The 19,236-nt window shown below is 69.9% G+C and carries 11 protein-coding genes; 10 read left to right on the top strand and 1 reads right to left on the bottom strand.

All coding sequences use genetic code 11. The features are described 5' to 3' along the window. Window positions 1-1,020: 1,020 nt before the first annotated feature. The 3 genes from GA0070604_RS20975 (at window position 1,021) to GA0070604_RS20965 (ending at window position 8,143) form a co-directional block, all read left to right on the top strand. Complete coding sequence (locus GA0070604_RS20975; RefSeq protein WP_091121093.1) at window positions 1,021-6,162, top strand: non-ribosomal peptide synthetase; 5,142 nt, start codon at window positions 1,021-1,023, stop codon at window positions 6,160-6,162. Then, window positions 6,159-6,371 (top strand): hypothetical protein, encoded by a 213-nt coding sequence (locus tag GA0070604_RS20970; protein ID WP_091121089.1) that lies wholly within the window; start codon window positions 6,159-6,161, stop codon window positions 6,369-6,371. Before GA0070604_RS20975 ends, GA0070604_RS20970 begins: the two co-directional genes overlap by 4 nt. 296 nt (window positions 6,372-6,667) lie before the next feature. Continuing rightward, on the top strand, window positions 6,668-8,143 hold the full coding sequence (locus GA0070604_RS20965) for a tryptophan 7-halogenase (RefSeq protein ID WP_091121085.1): 1,476 nt from the start codon (window positions 6,668-6,670) through the stop codon (window positions 8,141-8,143). 76 nt (window positions 8,144-8,219) lie between these two features. Here the strand turns inward: GA0070604_RS20965 and GA0070604_RS20960 are convergent, their stop codons facing one another. Then, window positions 8,220-9,146, bottom strand: coding sequence for an LLM class F420-dependent oxidoreductase (locus tag GA0070604_RS20960; protein WP_091121082.1), 927 nt, complete (start codon window positions 9,144-9,146; stop codon window positions 8,220-8,222). An 85-nt stretch (window positions 9,147-9,231) separates the two neighbouring features. On the opposite strand from GA0070604_RS20960, the gene GA0070604_RS20955 reads away from it, so the two are divergent. From GA0070604_RS20955 to GA0070604_RS20925, 7 genes are all read left to right on the top strand, one after another. Next, a complete protein-coding gene (locus tag GA0070604_RS20955; RefSeq protein WP_091121079.1) occupies window positions 9,232-10,983 on the top strand; it encodes an ABC transporter ATP-binding protein in 1,752 nt (583 codons plus the stop codon). Next, window positions 10,980-12,710 (top strand): ABC transporter ATP-binding protein, encoded by a 1,731-nt coding sequence (locus tag GA0070604_RS20950; protein WP_091121075.1) that lies wholly within the window; start codon window positions 10,980-10,982, stop codon window positions 12,708-12,710. The genes GA0070604_RS20955 and GA0070604_RS20950 overlap by 4 nt, the downstream gene beginning before the upstream one ends. A 190-nt stretch (window positions 12,711-12,900) precedes the next feature. Further along, entirely contained in the window at window positions 12,901-13,821 is a 921-nt protein-coding gene (locus tag GA0070604_RS20945) for a phosphotransferase (RefSeq protein ID WP_091121072.1), read from the top strand. A gap of 984 nt (window positions 13,822-14,805) precedes the next feature. Next, the gene (locus GA0070604_RS20940) at window positions 14,806-15,921 is read left to right on the top strand and encodes a Gfo/Idh/MocA family protein (RefSeq protein WP_167363545.1); all 1,116 of its coding nucleotides are present in this window, start codon (window positions 14,806-14,808) and stop codon (window positions 15,919-15,921) included. Beyond that, window positions 15,918-17,240, top strand: coding sequence for an aspartate aminotransferase family protein (locus tag GA0070604_RS20935; protein WP_141721367.1), 1,323 nt, complete (start codon window positions 15,918-15,920; stop codon window positions 17,238-17,240). The genes GA0070604_RS20940 and GA0070604_RS20935 overlap by 4 nt, the downstream gene beginning before the upstream one ends. 1 nt (window position 17,241) lies before the next feature. Continuing rightward, the gene (locus GA0070604_RS20930) at window positions 17,242-18,054 is read left to right on the top strand and encodes a sugar phosphate isomerase/epimerase family protein (protein ID WP_091121059.1); all 813 of its coding nucleotides are present in this window, start codon (window positions 17,242-17,244) and stop codon (window positions 18,052-18,054) included. Beyond that, the gene (locus tag GA0070604_RS20925) at window positions 18,051-19,217 is read left to right on the top strand and encodes an ABC transporter substrate-binding protein (protein ID WP_091121055.1); all 1,167 of its coding nucleotides are present in this window, start codon (window positions 18,051-18,053) and stop codon (window positions 19,215-19,217) included. Before GA0070604_RS20930 ends, GA0070604_RS20925 begins: the two co-directional genes overlap by 4 nt. Window positions 19,218-19,236: the final 19 nt, after the last annotated feature.

The following is a 19,236-nucleotide window of genomic DNA, read 5'->3' as shown; positions in this document are numbered from 1 at the left end:
ATCGGACGAGGACATCGTGCCATCGTCCTGTCACCTGGTACCGATCGCGCCTCAGGAACGGGCGCTGGGCACCTCGTAGGCCCATTCTCAGGCGCCTGGCGCTGTAACCTCTGCCGGTCCGCAGCCGCTGGCCGCCGTCCTCACCGCGACGGAAACCGCGCCGCCCCTATAAATGGCTGTTCTTTTCAGATCAGTCGTCGCCGGCGGCAACCGAATCGGTTGACCTGCGCCGCCCGACGGTATTCGCATGGTCTCAACGAATCCCTGACGGGAGAGAACATGGCCAGGGAGCATTTTCCTCTTCCTGTGGTGAGTTTTCCTTTCGGCGCGTCGGACGCGATCCGATGACCTGCCGCCATCGTTGCGGGAACACGTGCGCACACCCGGAATCAAACAACTCCTCGACGACGTATGCCGGAGAAATACCCGAGCGGTCGCTGTCCCGGCGAAGCACGGTCCGGGCGGGCTCCCTGGGGCTCCTGGTCCTCGGGGCCGGCACCGCCGCTGGGGGCGCGACCGCGTGATGCCCTTCCTTACCGAGGTCGAGTCCTACAAAGACCCCGAACCCGTCGCGCACGCCCTGCCTCCCCACGGCGATCCTCGTGGCTCGGCCGTCGGTCAGGCGCCGGACTGCCGGCATCCACATCACGACGAGACACGGCCGGGGTCGCCGTGCGGTGATCACGGGCTGAGGGTGTTCTTGTCGCATGTTGCGGCCCTGCGCATCCAGCAGGTCCGCGCCGAAGGAGTCCGGCTGAGTGCCGGAGTGCGGCAATCGAGCCGCATGCGCGGCCGGTACGAGCGCTTCCTGTCAGACCAGCGAACAGGGGGCCAGCAGACGCTGCTGCGGTTGCCCATCCGGCGGCTCTCTGTGACGGCAGCACCTGTCACCGACGGACCTTCGCGGAGCGGCTTGCCGACGCCGACGGCCAGGCGTACACGTCCGAACTCCGCGTGCTCGCCGTCGATCCGCCCCCAGCAAGCACTGCCCGGCGACAGATCCGAGGACGGTGACCTAACTTGAACGACACCCCCCGAGTGCACGAACTGGTGGCCCAGCAGGCGGCCCGGCACCCCGACCGAATCGCGGTCGAGTGGGACTCCGGCCGGTTGACGTACGCCGAGCTGGTGGCCGAGGCCGCCGCGCTCGCACACCTGCTGTCCGCGGCGGGGGCGGGACCGGGCGGCCTGGTGGGCCTGCTGCTGCCGCGGAGCCCCGGGATGATCGTCGCCCTGGTCGCGATCCTCCAGACCGGTGCCGCATACGTACCCGTCGACCACGACGACGCGCCGGCCCGGCAACGGATGGTGCTGGCCGACGCCGGGGTCCGGTTGCTGTTGACGGCAGGTGGGCACTACGTGGTGACGGACGACCTGCCTGGAGTGCGGGTGATCGACCTGGACCGGGTCGGCGACGAACTCTCGGGCTTTCCCCGTACGCCGCCACGCGTCCCCGGTGGGGCGCGGGACCTGGCCTACATCTCCTACACCTCGGGCTCCACGGGCCGCCCCAAGGGCGTGCAGGCCGAGCACGGTAATGTCGTGCACTTCGTCAGCGGTGACCACGTCGACCATGCCGAGGAGCTGACCTTCTGCCTGGTCGCCCCGCTGGCCTTCGACGCCTCGACCTTCGAGATCTGGACCTGCCTCTGCAACGGCCACCGACTGGTGGTGCCACCGGCCGGCCTGCTCGGACCCGACCAGATCGGCACGATGGTCCAGCGGCACGCGGTGACCGTGTTGCACCTGACCAAGGGCTTGTTCAACGTGGTGATGGAGGCCGGGGCGCCCGGGCTGCGCGGCATACGCCTGCTCTTCACCGGCGGGGACAAGATCTCCCCAGTGCACGCTCGGCAGGCGGTCGACCTGCTGCCCGACACCCGCATCAGCAACTGCTACGGGCCGACCGAGACGACCACCTTCACCACCCTGCACCGCAGGATCCTAGTGTCGGACACCGACGGGCCGGTGCCCATCGGGCTGCCGGTCACCGGGGCGCGGATCCACGTGCTCGATGCCGCGCAGCGGCCGGTGTCGGCCGGCGAGGTGGGCGAGCTGTACGTGGGTGGACCCGGCGTGGCCCGCGGTTACACCGATCCGGCGCTGACCGCGGAACGCTTCCTGCCGGACCCGTTCGACCCGCCGCCCGGCGCGGACCGGATGTACCGCACGGGCGACCTGGTGCGCCGGCGACCGGACGGTTCGCTGATGTTCGTCGGTCGGGTCGACAACCAGGTCAAGATCCGCGGCCACAGGGTGGAACCGGGCGAGGTCGAACACGTCCTGGCGACCCTCTCCGGGGTGCGCGACGTGTGCTGTGTGGCCCGACGGGCCGCCGACGGCGAATCGGAACTGGTGGCCTACGTGGTGAGCGACGGCGTCCGCGTCGAGGACATCCGGGCATACGTAGACGCCCGGCTGCCGCCATACCTGCGGCCCGCGTTCGTCGAGCTGCTCGACGAGCTGCCACTGAGTCGCAACGGCAAGGTCGACTATTCCGCCCTGCCCGAGCCGAGCGACCGCGCACCAGAAACGGGTACCCAGGCCGGCGAGCTCACGCCCACCGAGAAGTACCTGGCGACACTCTGGCAGGACCTGCTGGGCCGGGGGCCCACGCACTCCGATGAGGACTTCTTCGCGGCCGGCGGCCATTCGCTCACCGCCATGCGGTTCACCTCACGGCTGCGCCACGACCTGGGCAAGCGGGTGTCGTTGGCGAAGTTCTTCGCCCACACCACGCTTCGCAGCCTCGGCGCGCTGCTGGACAGCCTCCCGGTACGGGACGGGGAAGGGGTTCGGCACCGCCCGGGCCGGGACTCGGCGCCGCTGTCGCCGTTCCAGCACGGTTTGTGGATCTTCCATCAGCTTTACCCGGGCACCACCGCCTACCACGTGCCGATGGCCTTCGAGATCGCGGGCGCGCTGGACGTCCCCGCGCTGGAGCGGGCACTGGCCGCCGTGGTGGCCCGGCACGACGCGCTGCGTACCACCATCACCGTCGTGGACGGCGAGCCGGTGCAGCGCATCTCCGCCCGGCTCGACGTCAGGATCGAACGGGCGGCTCTCCCGTCTCCCGGAACGGACGGCGAGGACGCGCTGCGACGCCGCATGGCGGAGGCGGTACGCCAGCCGATCGACCTGACCGCCGGTCCGCTGTGGCGGATGACCCTCTACTCCGACGGCGCGGCACGGCACGCACTCCTCCTGGTCGTGCACCACCTGGTGACCGACGGCTGGTCGATGGAACTACTCAAGCGCGACCTGTCCGCGGCGTACCAGGCCGACGTCGCCGGCGTGGCTCCGAGCTGGCCGCAGCTCAGTCTCCAGTTCGCCGACGTGGCCGAATGGGAGGCCGCCGCCGAGGGCCGGGCCCGCGCGGAGCGAGAGAAGTCCTTCTGGCTGGGGCAGCTCGCCGGAGTCCGCATGCCGTTGCAACTGCCCACCCGGGTCGACCGACCGGACCACGCCACCTTCACCGCGGATGAGGTCGCGATACGACTGCGGCCGGAAACCACCGCGGCGTTGCGTAGCCTCGCCAGGGCACAGGGCGTGTCTCTGTTCAGCGTCCTCTTCTCCGGGTTCGCGCTGATGCTGTCGCGGGTCGGTGGTCAGCGCCGGTTCACGGTCGGCTCCCCGCTGGCCGTCCGGGACGACTCCAGTACCAAGGATGTCGTCGGATTCTTCAACAACACCATGGTGCTGCCGTGCGCCGTGGACCCGGACGAGTCGTTCGTCGCGCTGGCCAAGCGGACGCATCGAATGGTGGTGGAGGCTCTAGCGCACCGGCACGTGCCGTTCGAGTCGCTCGTGGCGGAACTGGTGCCGGACCGGGAGCCGGGCAAGAATCCTCTCTTCGACGTCTGGTTCAACATGCTGTCGTACCAGAGCCACCCGCTGACCCTCGGCGCCGCCCGGGTGCGGCAGCTGCCCCCTCCGCTCGCCGGGGCGCTGTTCGATCTGACCGCGTACGTTGACGACGGTCCGGACGGGATCGACGTCCGGTTCGTGTTCAACCCGGACGTGTTGCTGGCCGACCGGGTCGCCGTCATGCTGGCGCAGACTGTCACGGTCTTCGACCAGATTGGCCGGGACCCGAGCCGAACCGTTGACGATGTGCCGCTCGGCGTCGACCCACCTGGCCCGGCTGCCGTGGCGGAGGCGCCCCGGGCCGGCCTGCTCGACCGGGCGGCCGGACAGCCCGGCCACCGCACCGCCGTGGAACAGGACGGTCGCGTCGTCAGCTACGACGAGCTGTTGGGCGCGGCCCGGCGGTCGGCGGCACACCTCACCCGGTACGGTGTCGCCGCCGGTGACATCGTGGCGTTGGCCACCGGGCGCACCCCCGAGCTGCTGGTCGGCATGGTCGCCGCCCGGTCTGTCGGCGCTGCCTTCACCACGCTGGATCCCGGACATCCGGAACATTGGGTGGACGCCACGATCACCGCGCTGCGGCCCCGCGCAGTCCTCGACGGCGGCACCGACACATCGTCGGCCTGGATTGACCGGCCCCGACGGCACGGGGGTGTTCCGGTCGGCGGCTCGGTCGTCGACCCCTCGCCGACCGGCTTCGACGGCCCCGTCCGGCAGGTCGGCCTGGAGGCCGCATACGTGCTCCAGACCTCCGGCAGCACCGGACGTCCGCTGTACGTGGTGGGCGCCGAGGCCCCGCTCGTCGTGTTCTTCGAGTGGTACTCGGCGGCCTTCGGGCTCGGCCCGTCCGACCGTTTCTCGGTGCTGGCCGGGCTCTCGCATGATCCGCTGCTCCGGGAGACCCTGCTGCCGCTCTGGCTCGGGGCCACGGCCTGTCTGCCACCCGCCACGTTGCCGGGGCCGGCGGCCCAGCTACGGTGGCTCGTGCGGCAGCGGGTCACCGTCGTGCATCTGACGCCGGGCATGCTGCGGCTGCTGGCCGCGGCCGCGGACGGCCACACCGCACCCGACGTCCGACTGGTCGCCCTCGGCGGCGCCGCCGTGACCGCGGCCGACCACCGGGCCGCCCGCGCGCTGTTCCCCCGGGCTCGGCGCATCAGTTTCTACGGCACGACCGAGACGCCGCAGGGCGTCAGCCTGACCGATCTCGACGTCGAGTTCGCGGCAGGTGCGCCGGGGCATCCTCCCCTGGGCGGGGGCAGCCCGAGCGCCGAACTGGGCGTCCTGCGCGCCGGCACGCTGCGGCGCGCGGCGACCAACGAGGTCGGCGAGGTATACGTCCGGAGCCCGTACCTCGCCCTCGGCTACGCCGGAGACGAGGAACTCACCGCGGCGCGGTTCGTCGACGACCCCTGGAACGCCGGGTCGGGATCGCGGCTCTACCGGACGGGTGACTGGGGACGCCTGCGCCCCGACGGCTCGGTGGAGTTTCTGGGCCGGCTGGATGACCAGCTCGCGGTGGACGGGCACCGGGTAGAGCCTGCGGAGATCGAGGCAGCGCTGACCGGGCATCTTGAGGTGCTCGACTGCTGCGTGACCTCAGTACGGGGCAGGCCCACCGCCGCGGTCCGCCTCCGCGATCCCGCGGTGCCGGTCGGGCAGCTGCACCGGCACCTCGCCGAGCGGGTGCCGCCAGCCCTGCTCGTCACAGACATCGTCGTCGTCGACCGACTGCCGCTCACCCCGAACGGGAAGGTCGACCGGCCGGCGTTGACGCGGCAGCTGGGGGAGCGTTCCACAGCGGCCGAGCCGCCGCCGGCGGGCCAGCTGCTCACCGCCCTGACCGATGCCTGGCGGGCCACCCTGGGGAAGACCGAGCTCGACCCCGACCGGACCTTCTTCGAACTCGGCGGCACCTCGGCGGCCCTGCTGCGGCTGCACCGCCGGCTGACGGACCAGGTCGCCCCGGAGCTGACACTGGTCGAGCTGTTCCGCTACCCGACGCTGCGCACCCTCGCGGCGGCGCTGGCGGTCCGGCCCGCGCCGCGGTCCGCACCGCTGCCGCTCGGCCAGGCCGGCCCGGCCCGGGAGGCGCAGCTTTCGGAGGTCGACCGAATCCGGCTCGCCCGGCAGGCGGCCCGGGCGACCCGACGTGCCACAGCGGAGCAGGGGCAGCCGATCGTCGTGGGAGACGATGTCGGCGCGCGGTTGCACGGGCCCAGTGACACGGGCGCCGGTGGCCGGGCCCGCGGTGCCGCCGAGGACGCCGGTGGCGGGGGGCGGGGATCGTGACGGTCATCGCGAGCGCCATCCCGATGGTCGCCAAGACCCTGGCCGACCTCGACCTGTTGCACCGCGACCCAAGTCAGCCGGCTCTCCGCGCCGCCATGATCGACGACATCGTCGGCTGGGTGTTGCTGTCCCTGGCCATCCTGTTGTTGCTGTCCGCGGCGGCCACCACCGCGGCGATCGTCGGCGCCCACCTGGTGGGGCCCGGATGAGCCGGCTGAACCGGTGGGAAGGGCCCGTGCTCGGTGCCGGAAAAAACGCGCGGGCGCAGTGGGTCTGGTCGTCGCGATGGCCGGCCTTCGGCTCGGCATCCTCACACCGGAGCTGTTCACCGTCGTCGGTTTCGTGGCGCCGGCACCATGATGCCGGCGCCGCCGGTGCTGGGAATGGCCAGCGACGTCTGGAGCAGACGGGCGAGGAGCGGGCACGGCTGAACGGGCACAGGTTGTTCCTTCTCCCTCGATCCAGCCGGGAACATCTCCCCCTGACCTGACCAGGAGAGCGTGACATGGAAAACGAGCTCGATTCCGATGTGATCGTCGTTGGTGGCGGGCCGGGCGGTTCCACCGTATCCACGCTCGTCGCGATGCAGGGGCACCGGGTTCTGCTGCTGGAGAAGGAGGCTTTTCCCCGCTACCAGATCGGTGAATCCCTGTTGCCGTCCACGGTGCACGGCATCTGTGCCCTGCTCGGGGTCACCAACGACTTGCGCGAGGCCAACTTCATGCCCAAGCGTGGTGGCACCTTCCGCTGGGGCCGGAGCCCCGAGCCATGGACCTTCTCGTTCTCGGTGTCGGACACCTTTTCCGGCCCCACCTCTCTTGCGTACCAGGTCGAACGGATGAAGTTCGATCAGATCCTGCTGGACAACGCTCGCAAGCACGGCGTGGACGTTCGGGAGCAGTGCTCGGCCGTCGACGTGCTGACCAACGGTAACCGGGTCGGCGGTGTCCGCTACCGGGATGCCGAGGGGGTCGTACGGGAGGTGAGCAGCCGGTTCGTCGTCGACGCCTCCGGCAACGGCAGCCGGATCCAGGACCGGGTCGGGGGAACCCGCCACTACCCCGACTTCTTCCGCAACCTGGCGCTGTTCGGCTACTTCACCGGTGGCAAGCGACTGCCTCCGCCGAACTCCGGCAACATTCTGTGCGCCGCGTTCGACGGAGGCTGGTTCTGGTACATCCCGCTCACCGCGGAACTCACCAGTGTCGGTGCGGTACTGCGGCCGGAGACGCTGAAGACGGCGGTTCAGGCCGACCGGGAGCAAGCCCTCACGGACCTCATCCAGCAATGTCCGCTCATCGCCGATCACCTCTCGAACGCGACCCGGGTCACCAGTGGACCGTACGGTGACATCAGGATTCGCAAGGACTACTCATACTGCCGTGACGTCTTTCACCGGCCGGGGATGGTGTTGGTAGGCGACGCGGCCTGCTTCATCGATCCGGTCTTTTCTTCCGGGGTGCACCTGGCCACCTACAGCGGCCTGCTGGCCGCTCGCTCGATCAACACCGTGCTCGCAGGCCGACTGGACGAGCGCACGTGTTTCGAGGAGTACGAGTTTCGGTATCGCCGGGAGTACTCGGTGTTTCATGACTTCCTGTTGGCCTTCTACGACATGCACCAGGACGAGAACTCGTACTTCTGGACGGCGAAGAAGGTCACCAGCAACACCGCCAGCGACCTGGAATCCTTTGTGGAACTGGTCGGCGGTGGCGCGTCCCAGGAACGGGGCCTGGTGCGGGCCGGCTCCTACCAGGACCGCCGGGAGCAGTTCCGGGAGTTCGCCGACCTCATCGACGAACCGCAGAACACGACGAACGACCGCGAGCTGTTCCAATCGTCCCTGGTCGAGCTGGTTCTGGAGGAGGGCGCGAAGTTGCAGATGCAGGCCGCCGCCGGCGAGGTGCTTTACGAGGAGGCGGTCCGCCCGGGCGGCCTGACGCCTTCGCCCGATGGACTGCACTGGACCAGGCTCGGCTGACCGGTGCCGAAATCCTCGCCGGACAAGACCACCTGGTTCTTCGTGATCGACCTCTCAAGGGGGATGCCGCGGCGTCTCACGCCAGTTGCGGTGCCACCTCCGAGGCGAAGAGATCCAGACTGCCGAGGTCGGTCAGATCCGGTAGCTGCAGATAGGCCCGGGTGACGCCGGCCTTCTCCCGCCACCTGCCCAGCTGATCGATGATCCGTGCGGGCGTCCCGATGAGCGGGCTCGCCTGAATGTCCTCCTCGTCCAGGCCGAGCGAGGTGCAGCGCCGGGCGACCTCGTCCTCGGTGGCGGCGATCACCAGGGGGTGCGCGAAGGAGCGGATGATGCGGGAGGAATCGCGTCCGGCCTCGGCGCAGGCCGCGGCGACCCGGTCGAACTGGTCGGCGGCCTCACCGAGCGGTGCGAACGGCACGTTGAACTCGTCGGCGAAGCGGGCGGCGATAGCCGGCGTCCGCCGTGGCCCCGTGCCACCCACGATGACGGGGATCCTCCGCGTCGGTTTGGGCAGCGCCGGAGAGTCGGTCAGCGTGTAGTGCCGGCCGGCGAAGGTGTAGGTCTCACCCGGCGGCGTTGCCCACAGCCCTGTGATGATCTCGAGCTGTTCCGCCAGGCGCGCGAAGCGTTCGGCGAGGGGAGGGAACGGAATGCCGTAGCCGGTGTGCTCGGGTTCGAACCATCCGGCGCCGAGGCCGAACTCGATGCGCCCGCCGGACATCTGGTCGGCCTGCGCGACCGCGATCGCGAGCGGGCCGGGCAGGCGGAAGGTAGCGGAGGTGACGAGCGTGCCGAGGCGGATCCGCTCGGTCTGGACGGCCAGTGCCGACAGGGTGGTCCACGCATCCGTGGGGCCCGGGGCACCGGGCCCGTCGATGGCCCGATAGTGGTCAGAGCGAAAGAAGCCGTCGTAACCGGCAGCCTCAGCAGCCTGCGCCACGCGCAACAGATCGTGGTAGGAAGCACCTTCCTGCGGCTCGGTCATGATCCTCAGATCCATGGCCGCATGCTATCCACAGTGGGCAGCGCGCGCTGTCCGGCTTCGTGGGCAGCGCGGCGGCGGTCATGATCGGTAACCTGAGCCGATGGCCCCGCAGATTCCTCATGCCGAACCTGGGAGCCCGGACACGCGAAGCCCGCTGCGGTACATCTGGTGGCTGGCCCGCTGCCAGCCATGGAGGGTGCTGCGCGGGACCTTCTTCGGCACCGCGTGGATGGTGGGGCTGGCTGCCCGGCCCTACCTCGTCTCCCGTGCCATCGACGACGGGTTGCGCGCCGGGAACACCGTGTCCCTACTGCTGTGGTCCGCCGCCATCGTGGTCGCCGGCGCGGCGCTGGCCCACCTGGCCATCCTCCGACATCGCACGATGACGATGGTGCGCGAGGACGCCAGTGCCCGTAGCGCCGAGGTCCTGCTGCGTCACCTGTCACGGGTCGGCGCGGTGCTGCCCCGCCGGCTCGCCACCGGGGAGGTCGCGACCGTCGGTGGCTCCGACGTCCGCCAGGTCGCGGCGGTGCTCTCGCTGGCGGGGCCTGGGCTGGGCGGGATCATCGCGTACGGGGTCGTCGCCGTCCTGCTCTGGACGGTCTCCCCACTCCTGGCGTTGGTCGTGCTGTTGGGCATACCGGTGATCGTGGCCACCATGGGACCGTTGCTGCGTCGCCTGGACCGCGCCGAACGTTCCTACCGCCAGGAACAGGGCCTGCTCACCGCCCGTGCGGGTGACATCGTCGCCGGGCTACGTGTGCTCGCCGGGGTCGGCGGGCGCGAACTGTTCGCCCGCCGGTACGCGGCCCGATCGGCGGTCGCGCTGGCTCGGGGCTACCGGGTCGGCGCCGTCGTCAGCTGGGTCGACGCGCTGACGGTCGCGATACCGGGCGCTTTTCTCGCCGCCGTGGTGTGGCTCACGGCGCGAATGACCGTGACCGGCGAGATCTCGATCGGGCAGATGGTGGCCGTCTACGGATACGCGGCGGCCCTTATGGTCCCGGTCTGGTTCCTCCTGGAGGACAGCTACGACCTCATCCGGGGTCGGGTGGCCGCCGGCCGGATCATCGCCCTGTTGGGTATCAAGCCGTACGACGCGGACGGGCCTGGAGCCGAGCCGGCGCCCGGGCGCCCCGCCGACCTGCACGACCCGGTCACCGGGCTGACCGTGCCGGAGGGCGGCCTTTTCGGCGTCGCGGTCGACGACCCGGCCGAGGGCCTGGCGCTGGCGGACCGGCTCGGCCGATACGCCGAGAGCAGGGTGACCTGGGGCGGCGTGCCGGTGACCAAAATCGCGCTCGGCGAGATACGCGCGAGCATACTGGTCGCGGAGCACGATTCGTACCTGTTCGCCGGGACGTTGCGGGACGTCCTTCGCGGCCCGGTGAGACGCGATGACGCCGAGATCACAGCGGCGCTGCACGCGGCCTCGGCCGAGGACGTCGCCGAGGCGTTGCCGGACGGGCTCGACACGCCGGTCGGCACGCGCGCGCTCGATCTCTCCGGCGGCCAGCGGCAGCGGATACGTCTCGCCCGGGCGTTGCTCGCCCGGCCCAGGGTGCTGATCCTCGTCGAGCCGGCCTCAGCCGTGGACGCGCACACCGAGGCTCGAATCGCCGAACGCATGGCGGCGTTCCGGGACGGCCTGACCACGATTGTTATCACCACATCGCCGCTGTTGCTCGGCAGGGCCGACATGGTCGCTCACGTGAGCGGTGGCCGGGTCACCGGCACCGGCACCCACGCCCAACTCGTCGAGCACGATCCGGGCTATCGGGAGCTGGTGTTACGCCAGAGCCGATCCGGCGAGGCCAGCCGGGCCACGGTCGCCGAGGAGGCGGTGCGGTGAACCGGCTTCCCGTGGCGGACCGATCCGCCGTCCGCCGGACCGCGGCCGGTCTCCTCGTCCGGGACCGCAGGGCGGCAGCCGTGGTGCTGGTGTTGCACGGCACCGCCGCGATCGTGGGCCTGGGCGCGCCGTGGCTGCTCGGCCGGATCGTCGACGAGGTCGGTGCAGGTGCCGGCGTGGCCGCTGTGGACCGGCTGGCGCTGGCCATCGTCGGGTGTGTCCTGGCGCAGCTGTTGCTCTCCCGGTATGCCCGGTACGCCGCTCACCGGCTCGGCGAGCGGGCCGTGGCCCGGCTACGTGAGGAGTTCGTTTCTCGGACGCTCGCCCTGCCCGTCTCGGTGGTCGAGCGGGCCGGTGTCGGCGATCTGTCCACCCGCAGTTCGGTCGACGTCGCGAACGTCGGAGCGACTGTCCGGGACGTGGTGCCCACCATCGCCGTCGCGGGGGCGCAGGTGTCGCTGCTCTTCGGGGCCGTGTTCCTGCTGCACCCGCTGCTTGGCCTGGTCGCGCTGGTCGGGATTCCGTCGATCTACGCCGTCACCCGCTGGTATCTGCGCCGGGGCACTCCCGCGTACCTCGCCGAGGGCGCGGCGACCGCCGAGCTCACCGACGCGCTCACCACGACCGCGGAGGGCGCCCGCACGGTGGAGGCGCTTCGCCTCGCCGACGACCGTATCGCGTACGGCAGGGAGCGGATACACGGGGCGTGGGTGACGCGGCGGGCCACCTTGCGGTTGCGGTCGGTGTTCATGCCGGTGGTGGAAACCACCTACTCGTTGCCGATCGCCGCGGTGCTGCTTCTCGGTGGCATTCTCCTGTCCGAGGGTATGGTCACCCTCGGTGAGGTGGTCGCCGCGGCGCTCTACCTTCAGCAGGCGATCGATCCGATCGACCGAATCCTGCAATGGACGGAACAGGCGCAGCGCGGCTTCGCCTCCCTCACGCGTGTCCTCGGGGTGGGGCAGGTGCCGCCCGAGCAGCTCGGGCGGACCTGCGTTCCCACGGACCGCAGGCTGGTGCTGCGCGGCGTACGGTTTTCGTACGACGGCCGCCGCGACGTGCTGCACGGCCTCGATCTCGAGGTGCGTCCGGGCGAACGCCTCGCGATCGTCGGTCCCTCCGGAGCAGGAAAGTCCACTCTGGCCCGGCTGCTCGCCGGAATCGACGCGCCCCGCGACGGCGTCGTCAGCATCGGCGGATGTCCGGTCAGCGCGCTGGACCCGGCTGAGCGCCGGCGCCGGATCGCGCTGGTCACGCAGGAGCACCACGTCTTCATCGGGTCACTGCGGGACAACCTGGCCTTCGCGGCGCCCAGCGCCTCCGACGAGGATATGTTGTCCGCACTGGACAGTGTCGGCGCGGACTGGTACGCCGCACTGCCCGCCGGCCTCGACACGGAGCTGGGCGACGGGGCCAAAAGGCTCGACATCGCCCAGGCCCAGCAGCTGGCGCTCGCCAGGCTGCTGCTGGCCGACCCGGACGTCATGATCCTCGACGAGGCGACCGCCGCGCTCGATCCGACCACCGCCCGGCGGACGGAACGCGCCCTCGCCGCCGTGCTGGTCGGACGTACGGTCATCGCCGTCGCGCACCGGCTCAACACGGCGCGGGACGCCGACCGGATCGCCGTGCTCGTCGATGGGCGGATCGCCGAGCTCGGCAACCACGATGACCTGGTACGCGCCGGCGGCGCCTACGCCGCGCTGTGGCGTTCCTGGCACGGCTGAGATCGCGGGTGGCAGTGCCGGGCGTCGATCCGGACGGGGCCGGTGATCCAGCCGGTGGCATGGCGTCCGCTGGATGCATGGCAGAATGAAATACATGCGGGACAAGCCAGTCGGCCTTGATGAAAAAGAATTGTTTACGGCGCTGAGAGAAGGATGGTCCATCGGGGTCAAATCACTGACCTACCTTCCGGTGGGGTTCGGCAGTTACCACTGGTCGGCGACTGACCAGCACGGATCGGAATGGTTTGTCAAGGTTGACGACCTCGGCTTCGCGGAGGATGGGAGGGAAGAGGAGTTCGGCCGGCTCGGCCGTTCACAGGGGACCGCATTGACCCTGCACCGCGACGCGGGACTCGAATTCGTGCTTGCTCCCGTTCCGGCCGAGGACGGCGCACCGTTGTGGAGACTGTCGTCGCGGTACGCCCTGTCGGTGTTCCCGATGATCGCCGGCACCGCCGGGGAGTTCGGCCCCCATCGGCGCGAGGATCTCGCCGAGGTGACCGGGTTCCTGGCCGAGCTGCACCGTGCCACCCCCGCGGTCGCTCACCTGGCGCCGCGTGCCGAACTGCTGCTGCCCGGCAGGGACGGGCTGAACGCGGCTCTCGCTGATCTGGGGCGTCCCTGGACCGGTGGCCCGCACTCCGAGGCCGCCCGGGATCTGCTGACCCTTCACGAGGAGCGTGTCCGGCAGTGGCTGGACAGGTTCGACCGGCTCGTCGACGAGGTGCGCGGCGACGGGTCCGACTGGGTGGTCACCCACGGTGAGCCGCATCCCGGCAACGTCATGCGCTCACCCACCGGGGCCTGGTTGATCGACTGGGCGACCGTGCAGATGGCGCCGTTGGAGCGAGACATGTGGATGCTCACCGACGCGTTCGCCGGCATGCTCCGGGAGGAGCCCGCCGGCGCTGACGAGCAACTTCTGGCCCAGTACAGCCGGATCAGCGACCGCACCGTGTCGCCGGCCGGGGTAGCCCTCTACCGGCTCTGGTGGCCGCTCGCCGACGTTGCTGCCTTCCTCGACGACCTCCGCCGTCCGCACAGCGAAGGTGAGGACGCCGCCGCGGCGCTGAAGTACCTCGCCCTCAACCTTGAGGCCGCGTCGGCCTGAGTCTCGCCGTTCCGGCTCAGAGTGAGTCGCGGCGAGGGCCGATCGATGGTCTTTCCGCTGTTCCCGGCCCGCCGCCGGGCTCATGCCTCCGGGTCCGTGACGGGCCTCGGCGAGGCGCTGAGCCCGGCGGCGTGGCGTCTGCGGGGGCTTTCGCCCTCCGCCCCGGGGTCCGGCCGGGCAGGCCCGACCTGGGCCGCTGTTTCCGCGGGTTGTCCTGTGAAGCCTGTGAATGGTGCCACCGGTCCGCGGCCTGCTGGAGGCGAGATTCCGCAGGTCATCGCCGTGCTGGCGTGATCAACGAGGGACAGAGGCGCGGCTGGATGCCCATATCATTCCGGGCGCGGTGATGAAAGATCAAATCGGGGTCGCGGTTCAAAGAGTTTCTCGTCTACGATGGAGATCACTTCGACGTCCTCCGGCCCGCAGGGCCGGTGGAGCGGGAGCGTCGAGCTGACCGAGGAGCCTGATGTGACGGGAATGCGTGTCCTGGGCGGAAACCAGGAATTCTGGTCGGCGAGCATGTCGGTCGCGCGGTCAGTCGTTATTGGCGATAATTCAAAGGTCTGGCCTGTCAGTGGAATTCGCGGCCCTGTGTCGGATCAACGATGACAAGCCGCAATAGACGGCGACTTCTCGTGTCGCCGGGTCCGGGCGATTTCACGTCTGCCGTCATTGTCAGGTAACGCGCTCTCCCGGTCATGCCGGCAGAGCCGTGGTGCCTGATCCTGAGCTGGGGCGCTCGGCGCTGTTGATGCGCCGTGCGGTGGCCGTTGCCTCGTCGTGACGTCCATGGCGATGAAGTCGGCAAGTCTCGATGAACAGCTGCCGGGTGGCTCAGTGCTGCCGTGAGGACGCCGTCGAACAACGTGTCCGGCGGCCGCCCGCGATCCGGGTGCGGGCGCGGCCACCTCAACGTCGAAATCCGGGTGTACCCCCGCTGGCAGGGGCTCCGTTGTTTCACGAGAGGACGATATGTTGAACGAAGTGCGCCTTCGGGTTGGCGTGATCGGCTGCGGCACGGTCGCGCAGATCATGCATCTGCCGTATCTCCGCAGCCTTCCCGACCTGTTCGAGATCGCCGCGGTGAGCGACCTCTCGCCCGGCCTCGTTGACGCCATCGGCCGGATGTACGGCGTGCCCGAGAAGCATCGCCACACCGACTACCGTGCGTTGCTCGACGACGACGTCGACGCGGTTCTCGTCCTCAGTAGCGGCAGCCACGGCCCACAGGTGCTCGACGCCGTCAACGCGGGCAAGCATGTGCTGGTCGAGAAGCCGCTCTCGCTCACCGTCCGCGAAGCCGACGAGATCGAGGCCGCCACGAAAAAGGCCGGCGTGACCGTGATGGTCGGCTACATGAAGCGGTTCGATCCCGGCTACCTGTACGGCCAGCAGATGGTCAAGGCCATGTCGGACGCGCGGTACGTACAGATCAACACGCTGCATCCCGCGGAGGACCAGTACATCGACATCCACGGCGTGCTGCGGTTCGGAGACGTTCCGCCCGAGGTCGCCCAGCGCGCCACCCGGGCGCACGAGGAACTGCTCGACGAGGCGGTCGGCGGGCTGAGCGACAGCCTGCGGTTCGTCTACTACGACGTGTTCCTGGGAAGCATGGTGCACGACATCAACGCACTGCGCGCGCTCGTCGGTGAACCGGAGGACGTGCTCTTCACGGAGGTCTGGCCCGCGGGTTCGACGACTCCCTCGGTTACCACCGTGCTGCGGCACCCCGGGGACCTGCGGACCACCTACACCTGGACGTACCTCGCCGAGGTGCGCGACTACTTCGAGGAACTGGCCGTCCTCTCGCCCACCCAGCGGGTTCGCATCCAGTTCCCGTCGCCGTTCCTCAAGCATTGGCCCACGCCCGTGGTGGTCCAGCGCATGGAGGACGGCGCGCTGATCGAGAGCCGGGTGCAGGCGTCCTACGACGAGGCGTTCCGGGAGGAACTCCGGGCGTTCCACGACTGCGTGACCGGCGGCAAGGCGCCGCTGACCGACGTGGCGGACTCGCGTGCCGACATCGTCGTCCTACAGCGGATCCTGGCCGCCGGAGCACCCGCCGGACTCGGCGGTGAGGCGGGGAGGTGGCGATGACAGCGTCCATCACCCGGATCGGCGCCTCCGACGTGATCGAGCGGGAGAGGCGCTATCGGCTGCCCGGTTCTCAGTCCATGTCCGACCTCGCCGGGATCGTCGTCGACCGAGCCCGCAACGCCGAGGTCTGGGACACCGACGGCCGGCGCTACATCGACTTCTTCACCGGAGTCGGCGTCTGCAACATCGGTCATTCACACCCCCGATTTCGGGAGATCGTCGGCGCGCAGCTCGACCGGTGCATCGTCGGCTCCTTCTACACCGACGTGCGGGCCCGCTACTACGAGCTGCTGGCCGAGCGGCTTCCCGAGCAGCTCCGCGGCATCCACATGTTCTCCACCGGCAGCGAGGCGGTCGAGGCGGCGGTCAAGTTCGCTCGCTCCGCCACCGGCCGGCAAGAGGTGCTGAGCTTCTGGGGAGGCTTCCACGGCAAGACCCAAGGGGCTCTGTCGCTGCACTCGGGCCCGCGTAAGCACCACTCGGGACCCTTTCCTCCGGGCTCGTACCACGCTCCCTTTCCCGACCCCTACCGCTGTCCCTTCGGCGCCGACTGCTCCGACTGTGTCGGCCGCTGCCTGGACTTCGCCGAGCAATCGATCATCTACAACGGCACGGGCGACCTGGCCGCGATCATCGTGGAGCCGATCCAGGGCACGAACGGCAACATCATTCCGCCGCCCGGTTTCCTTCGGGGCCTGCGGCTCCTCGCCGACAAGTACGGCGCACTGCTGATCTTGGACGAGGTGATCACGGGGTTCGGGCGTACCGGGACGCTGTTCGCTTTCGAACATGACCCGGAGATCCGGCCGGACATCGTGGTGCTCGGCAAGTCGATGGCATCCGGAGTGCCGGCCAGCGCCATCGTCAGCCGGCCGGAGCTGATCGCGGGCACGCCGTTCGGGGCCCCGAGCGCCGCAGCCTCGACCTTCGGTGGCAACCCGCTCGCCAGTTCTGCGTCGCTCGCGACGCTGCAGATCCTGCTGGACGAGGAACTGCCCGCGCGGGCCCGGGTCCTCGGCGAGCGGGTGTCCGCCCGGCTGGCGGCCTGGTCGAGGGACATCCCGATCGTCGGGAACGCCGCCAACACCGGCCTGATGATCGGTGTCGAACTGGTCCACCCCGGTACCCGCCAGGTCCTGCCCCGCGACATCACCCAGGAGATCTTCCGGCGGCTGGTCGGCCGGGGGGTTCTGGCCATGGCGTACGACAGCCGCATCCGCATCTACCCACCGCTGACGATCCCGGAGGAGCAGCTCGACGAGGGCCTCACGGCGTTCGAAGAGGTACTGCGCACGGTCCGGATCCCGGAGGAGAGCTGACATGACCACCTCTTCGCCCGCCCTCGGGTGCATCGTGCGTACCCCGGACGAGGTCAAGCAGGCCGCTGGCCTGGCCGCCGACTACCTGGAACTCAAGGGCGACATGCTCTGTGTCGGCCCGGAGGACATCCAGGAGCTGGTCGGGCTGGTGCGCGCCACCGGTCTGCCCGCGGCGGCGATGACCTCGCCGCTGCCCCGCCGCTTCAAGTGCCGCGTGGTCGGTGACGACGCCGACCACACGCGGGCGCTGACCGTCTTCCGGGACATGTGCGACCGCGCAGCCCGGTTCGGGGTCCGCACCGTGGTCCTCGGAAGCGGTCAGGCGCGCTCGGTGCCCGACGGCTTTCCGGTCGACACGGCCCGCCGCCAGTTCCTCGATTTCGTCAGCCAGGCGGCAAAGGACTGCGAGAGCCGGGGCATGAGCCTGACCCTGGAGCCCCTCACGGCTGCTGAGACCAACTTCCTCAACTCCTGCGCCGAGGCGCGGCCCATCGTGGACGAACTTGCCGGTACCGGCGTGCGGATCGCCGTCGACTGCTACCACGTGGCGAGCGAAGGGCTGAACGTCACCGACGAGGTCGGGGTCGCCGCCGGGGCGATCGGGCATGCCCACACCTCCTCGATTCCACGCGGCAGCATGGACTTTCGCGAAGAGATCCAGACCGCCTTCGTCGCCGCACTCCGGGCGGCCGGGTACACCGGCGGCCTCACGGTGGAGGAGGACTTCAGCGACTTCGGACGGCAGGCCCCGCCGACGATCGAGTTCTTCCGGAGGATCCTCGCCACCGACGCGGAAGCGGGTGCCTCGCGATGACGCTGACCTTCCTGACCGACCACACCGCCGAGCGGATGGCACAGCTGGACGAACGGATCGTGCGGGAGTGGAACGCCCAGCACCCGGATGTACCCGTGACGCTCTCCCTGATCGACCACGAGGAGCTCAAGGAGAAGCTGGGCGACTACCTCGCCGACGAGCGACCCCCGGACGTGATGACCTGGGTGGCCGGCAACCGGTCGGAATCGCTGATCAGTGACGGTTTGATGCTGGACGTCACGCCGCTCTGGGGCCGCGACGACCTGAGCCGGGCCTACGATCCGCGGTTCCGGCCCGGCAGCGGAGAGACCGCGCACTACCTGCCGACCTCCCAGTACTGGTGGGCGGTCTACTACCGGCGCTCGGTCCTGGAATCGCTGGGGATCACCACGCCGATCGAAAACTGGGACGATCTGCGAGCCGCCGCGCGGACTCTGAAGTCCGCCGGGATCGCCCCGTTCGCGCTCGGCGCCAAACACCACTGCCCGTCAGCCGCCTGGTTCGACTACCTGAATCTGCGGATCAACGGGCCCGCGTTCCACCGGGAACTGCTGGACCTGCGGGTGCCCTACACCGACGACCGGGTACGGTCCGTCTTCACGTTCTGGCAGCGGCTGCTCGACGACGGGTGGTTCCTCGGATCGCCCACCGACTACGACGAGCAGGACGCGGTCGACGCTCTGCTCGACGGGCGCGCGGGGATGACTCTGATCGGGGCGTACGTCTCCGACGAGTACCTGCCGGAGGACCAGTCCGACATCGACCTGTTCCGTTTCCCCATCCTCGATCCCGGCCTGCCGGTCGGGGAGGACGCGCCCGTCGACGGCTACTTCGCTCCGGGACGGACCGCGGCACCGGAGCAGGCCAGGGCCTTCCTCGCCTACCTGGGCTCCCGGCAGGTGCAGCAGCTCACCGTGGAGACCCTCACCGTCCTGCCGACCCGCGACGACGTGGACGTCACCCGTGCGGCACCGCACGTCGCCAAAGGCATGGAGGTGCTGCGCCGGGCGGACTCCGTATCGCAGTTCTACGACCTCGACACCCCTTGGGAACTCGCCGAGGTAGGCATGGCCGCGATCCAGGCATTCCTGCGTGAGCCGGATCGTGCCGCCGAGTTGCTGCGCACGGTGGAGGACCGCCGCGCTCAGCTCCGTCGCCTCTGAACAACTCGTGGAAGGAAAT

Origin of the sequence: Micromonospora eburnea (assembly GCF_900090225.1) — a bacterium.
Classification (GTDB): Bacteria; Actinomycetota; Actinomycetes; order Mycobacteriales; family Micromonosporaceae; genus Micromonospora; species Micromonospora eburnea.
This window is presented reverse-complemented; position numbering and strand designations above follow the sequence as displayed.

What these genes read in the sequence shown, in the direction of transcription:
- GA0070604_RS20965 (WP_091121085.1), top strand. Translation starts at nt 6,668, where the DNA reads ATGGAAAACGAGCTCGATTCCGATGTGATCGTCGTTGGTGGCGGGCCG.
- GA0070604_RS20960 (WP_091121082.1), bottom strand. Translation starts at nt 9,146, where the DNA reads ATGGATCTGAGGATCATGACCGAGCCGCAGGAAGGTGCTTCCTACCAC.
- GA0070604_RS20955 (WP_091121079.1), top strand. Translation starts at nt 9,232, where the DNA reads ATGGCCCCGCAGATTCCTCATGCCGAACCTGGGAGCCCGGACACGCGA.
- GA0070604_RS20935 (WP_141721367.1), top strand. Translation starts at nt 15,918, where the DNA reads ATGACAGCGTCCATCACCCGGATCGGCGCCTCCGACGTGATCGAGCGG.
- GA0070604_RS20930 (WP_091121059.1), top strand. Translation starts at nt 17,242, where the DNA reads ATGACCACCTCTTCGCCCGCCCTCGGGTGCATCGTGCGTACCCCGGAC.
- GA0070604_RS20925 (WP_091121055.1), top strand. Translation starts at nt 18,051, where the DNA reads ATGACGCTGACCTTCCTGACCGACCACACCGCCGAGCGGATGGCACAG.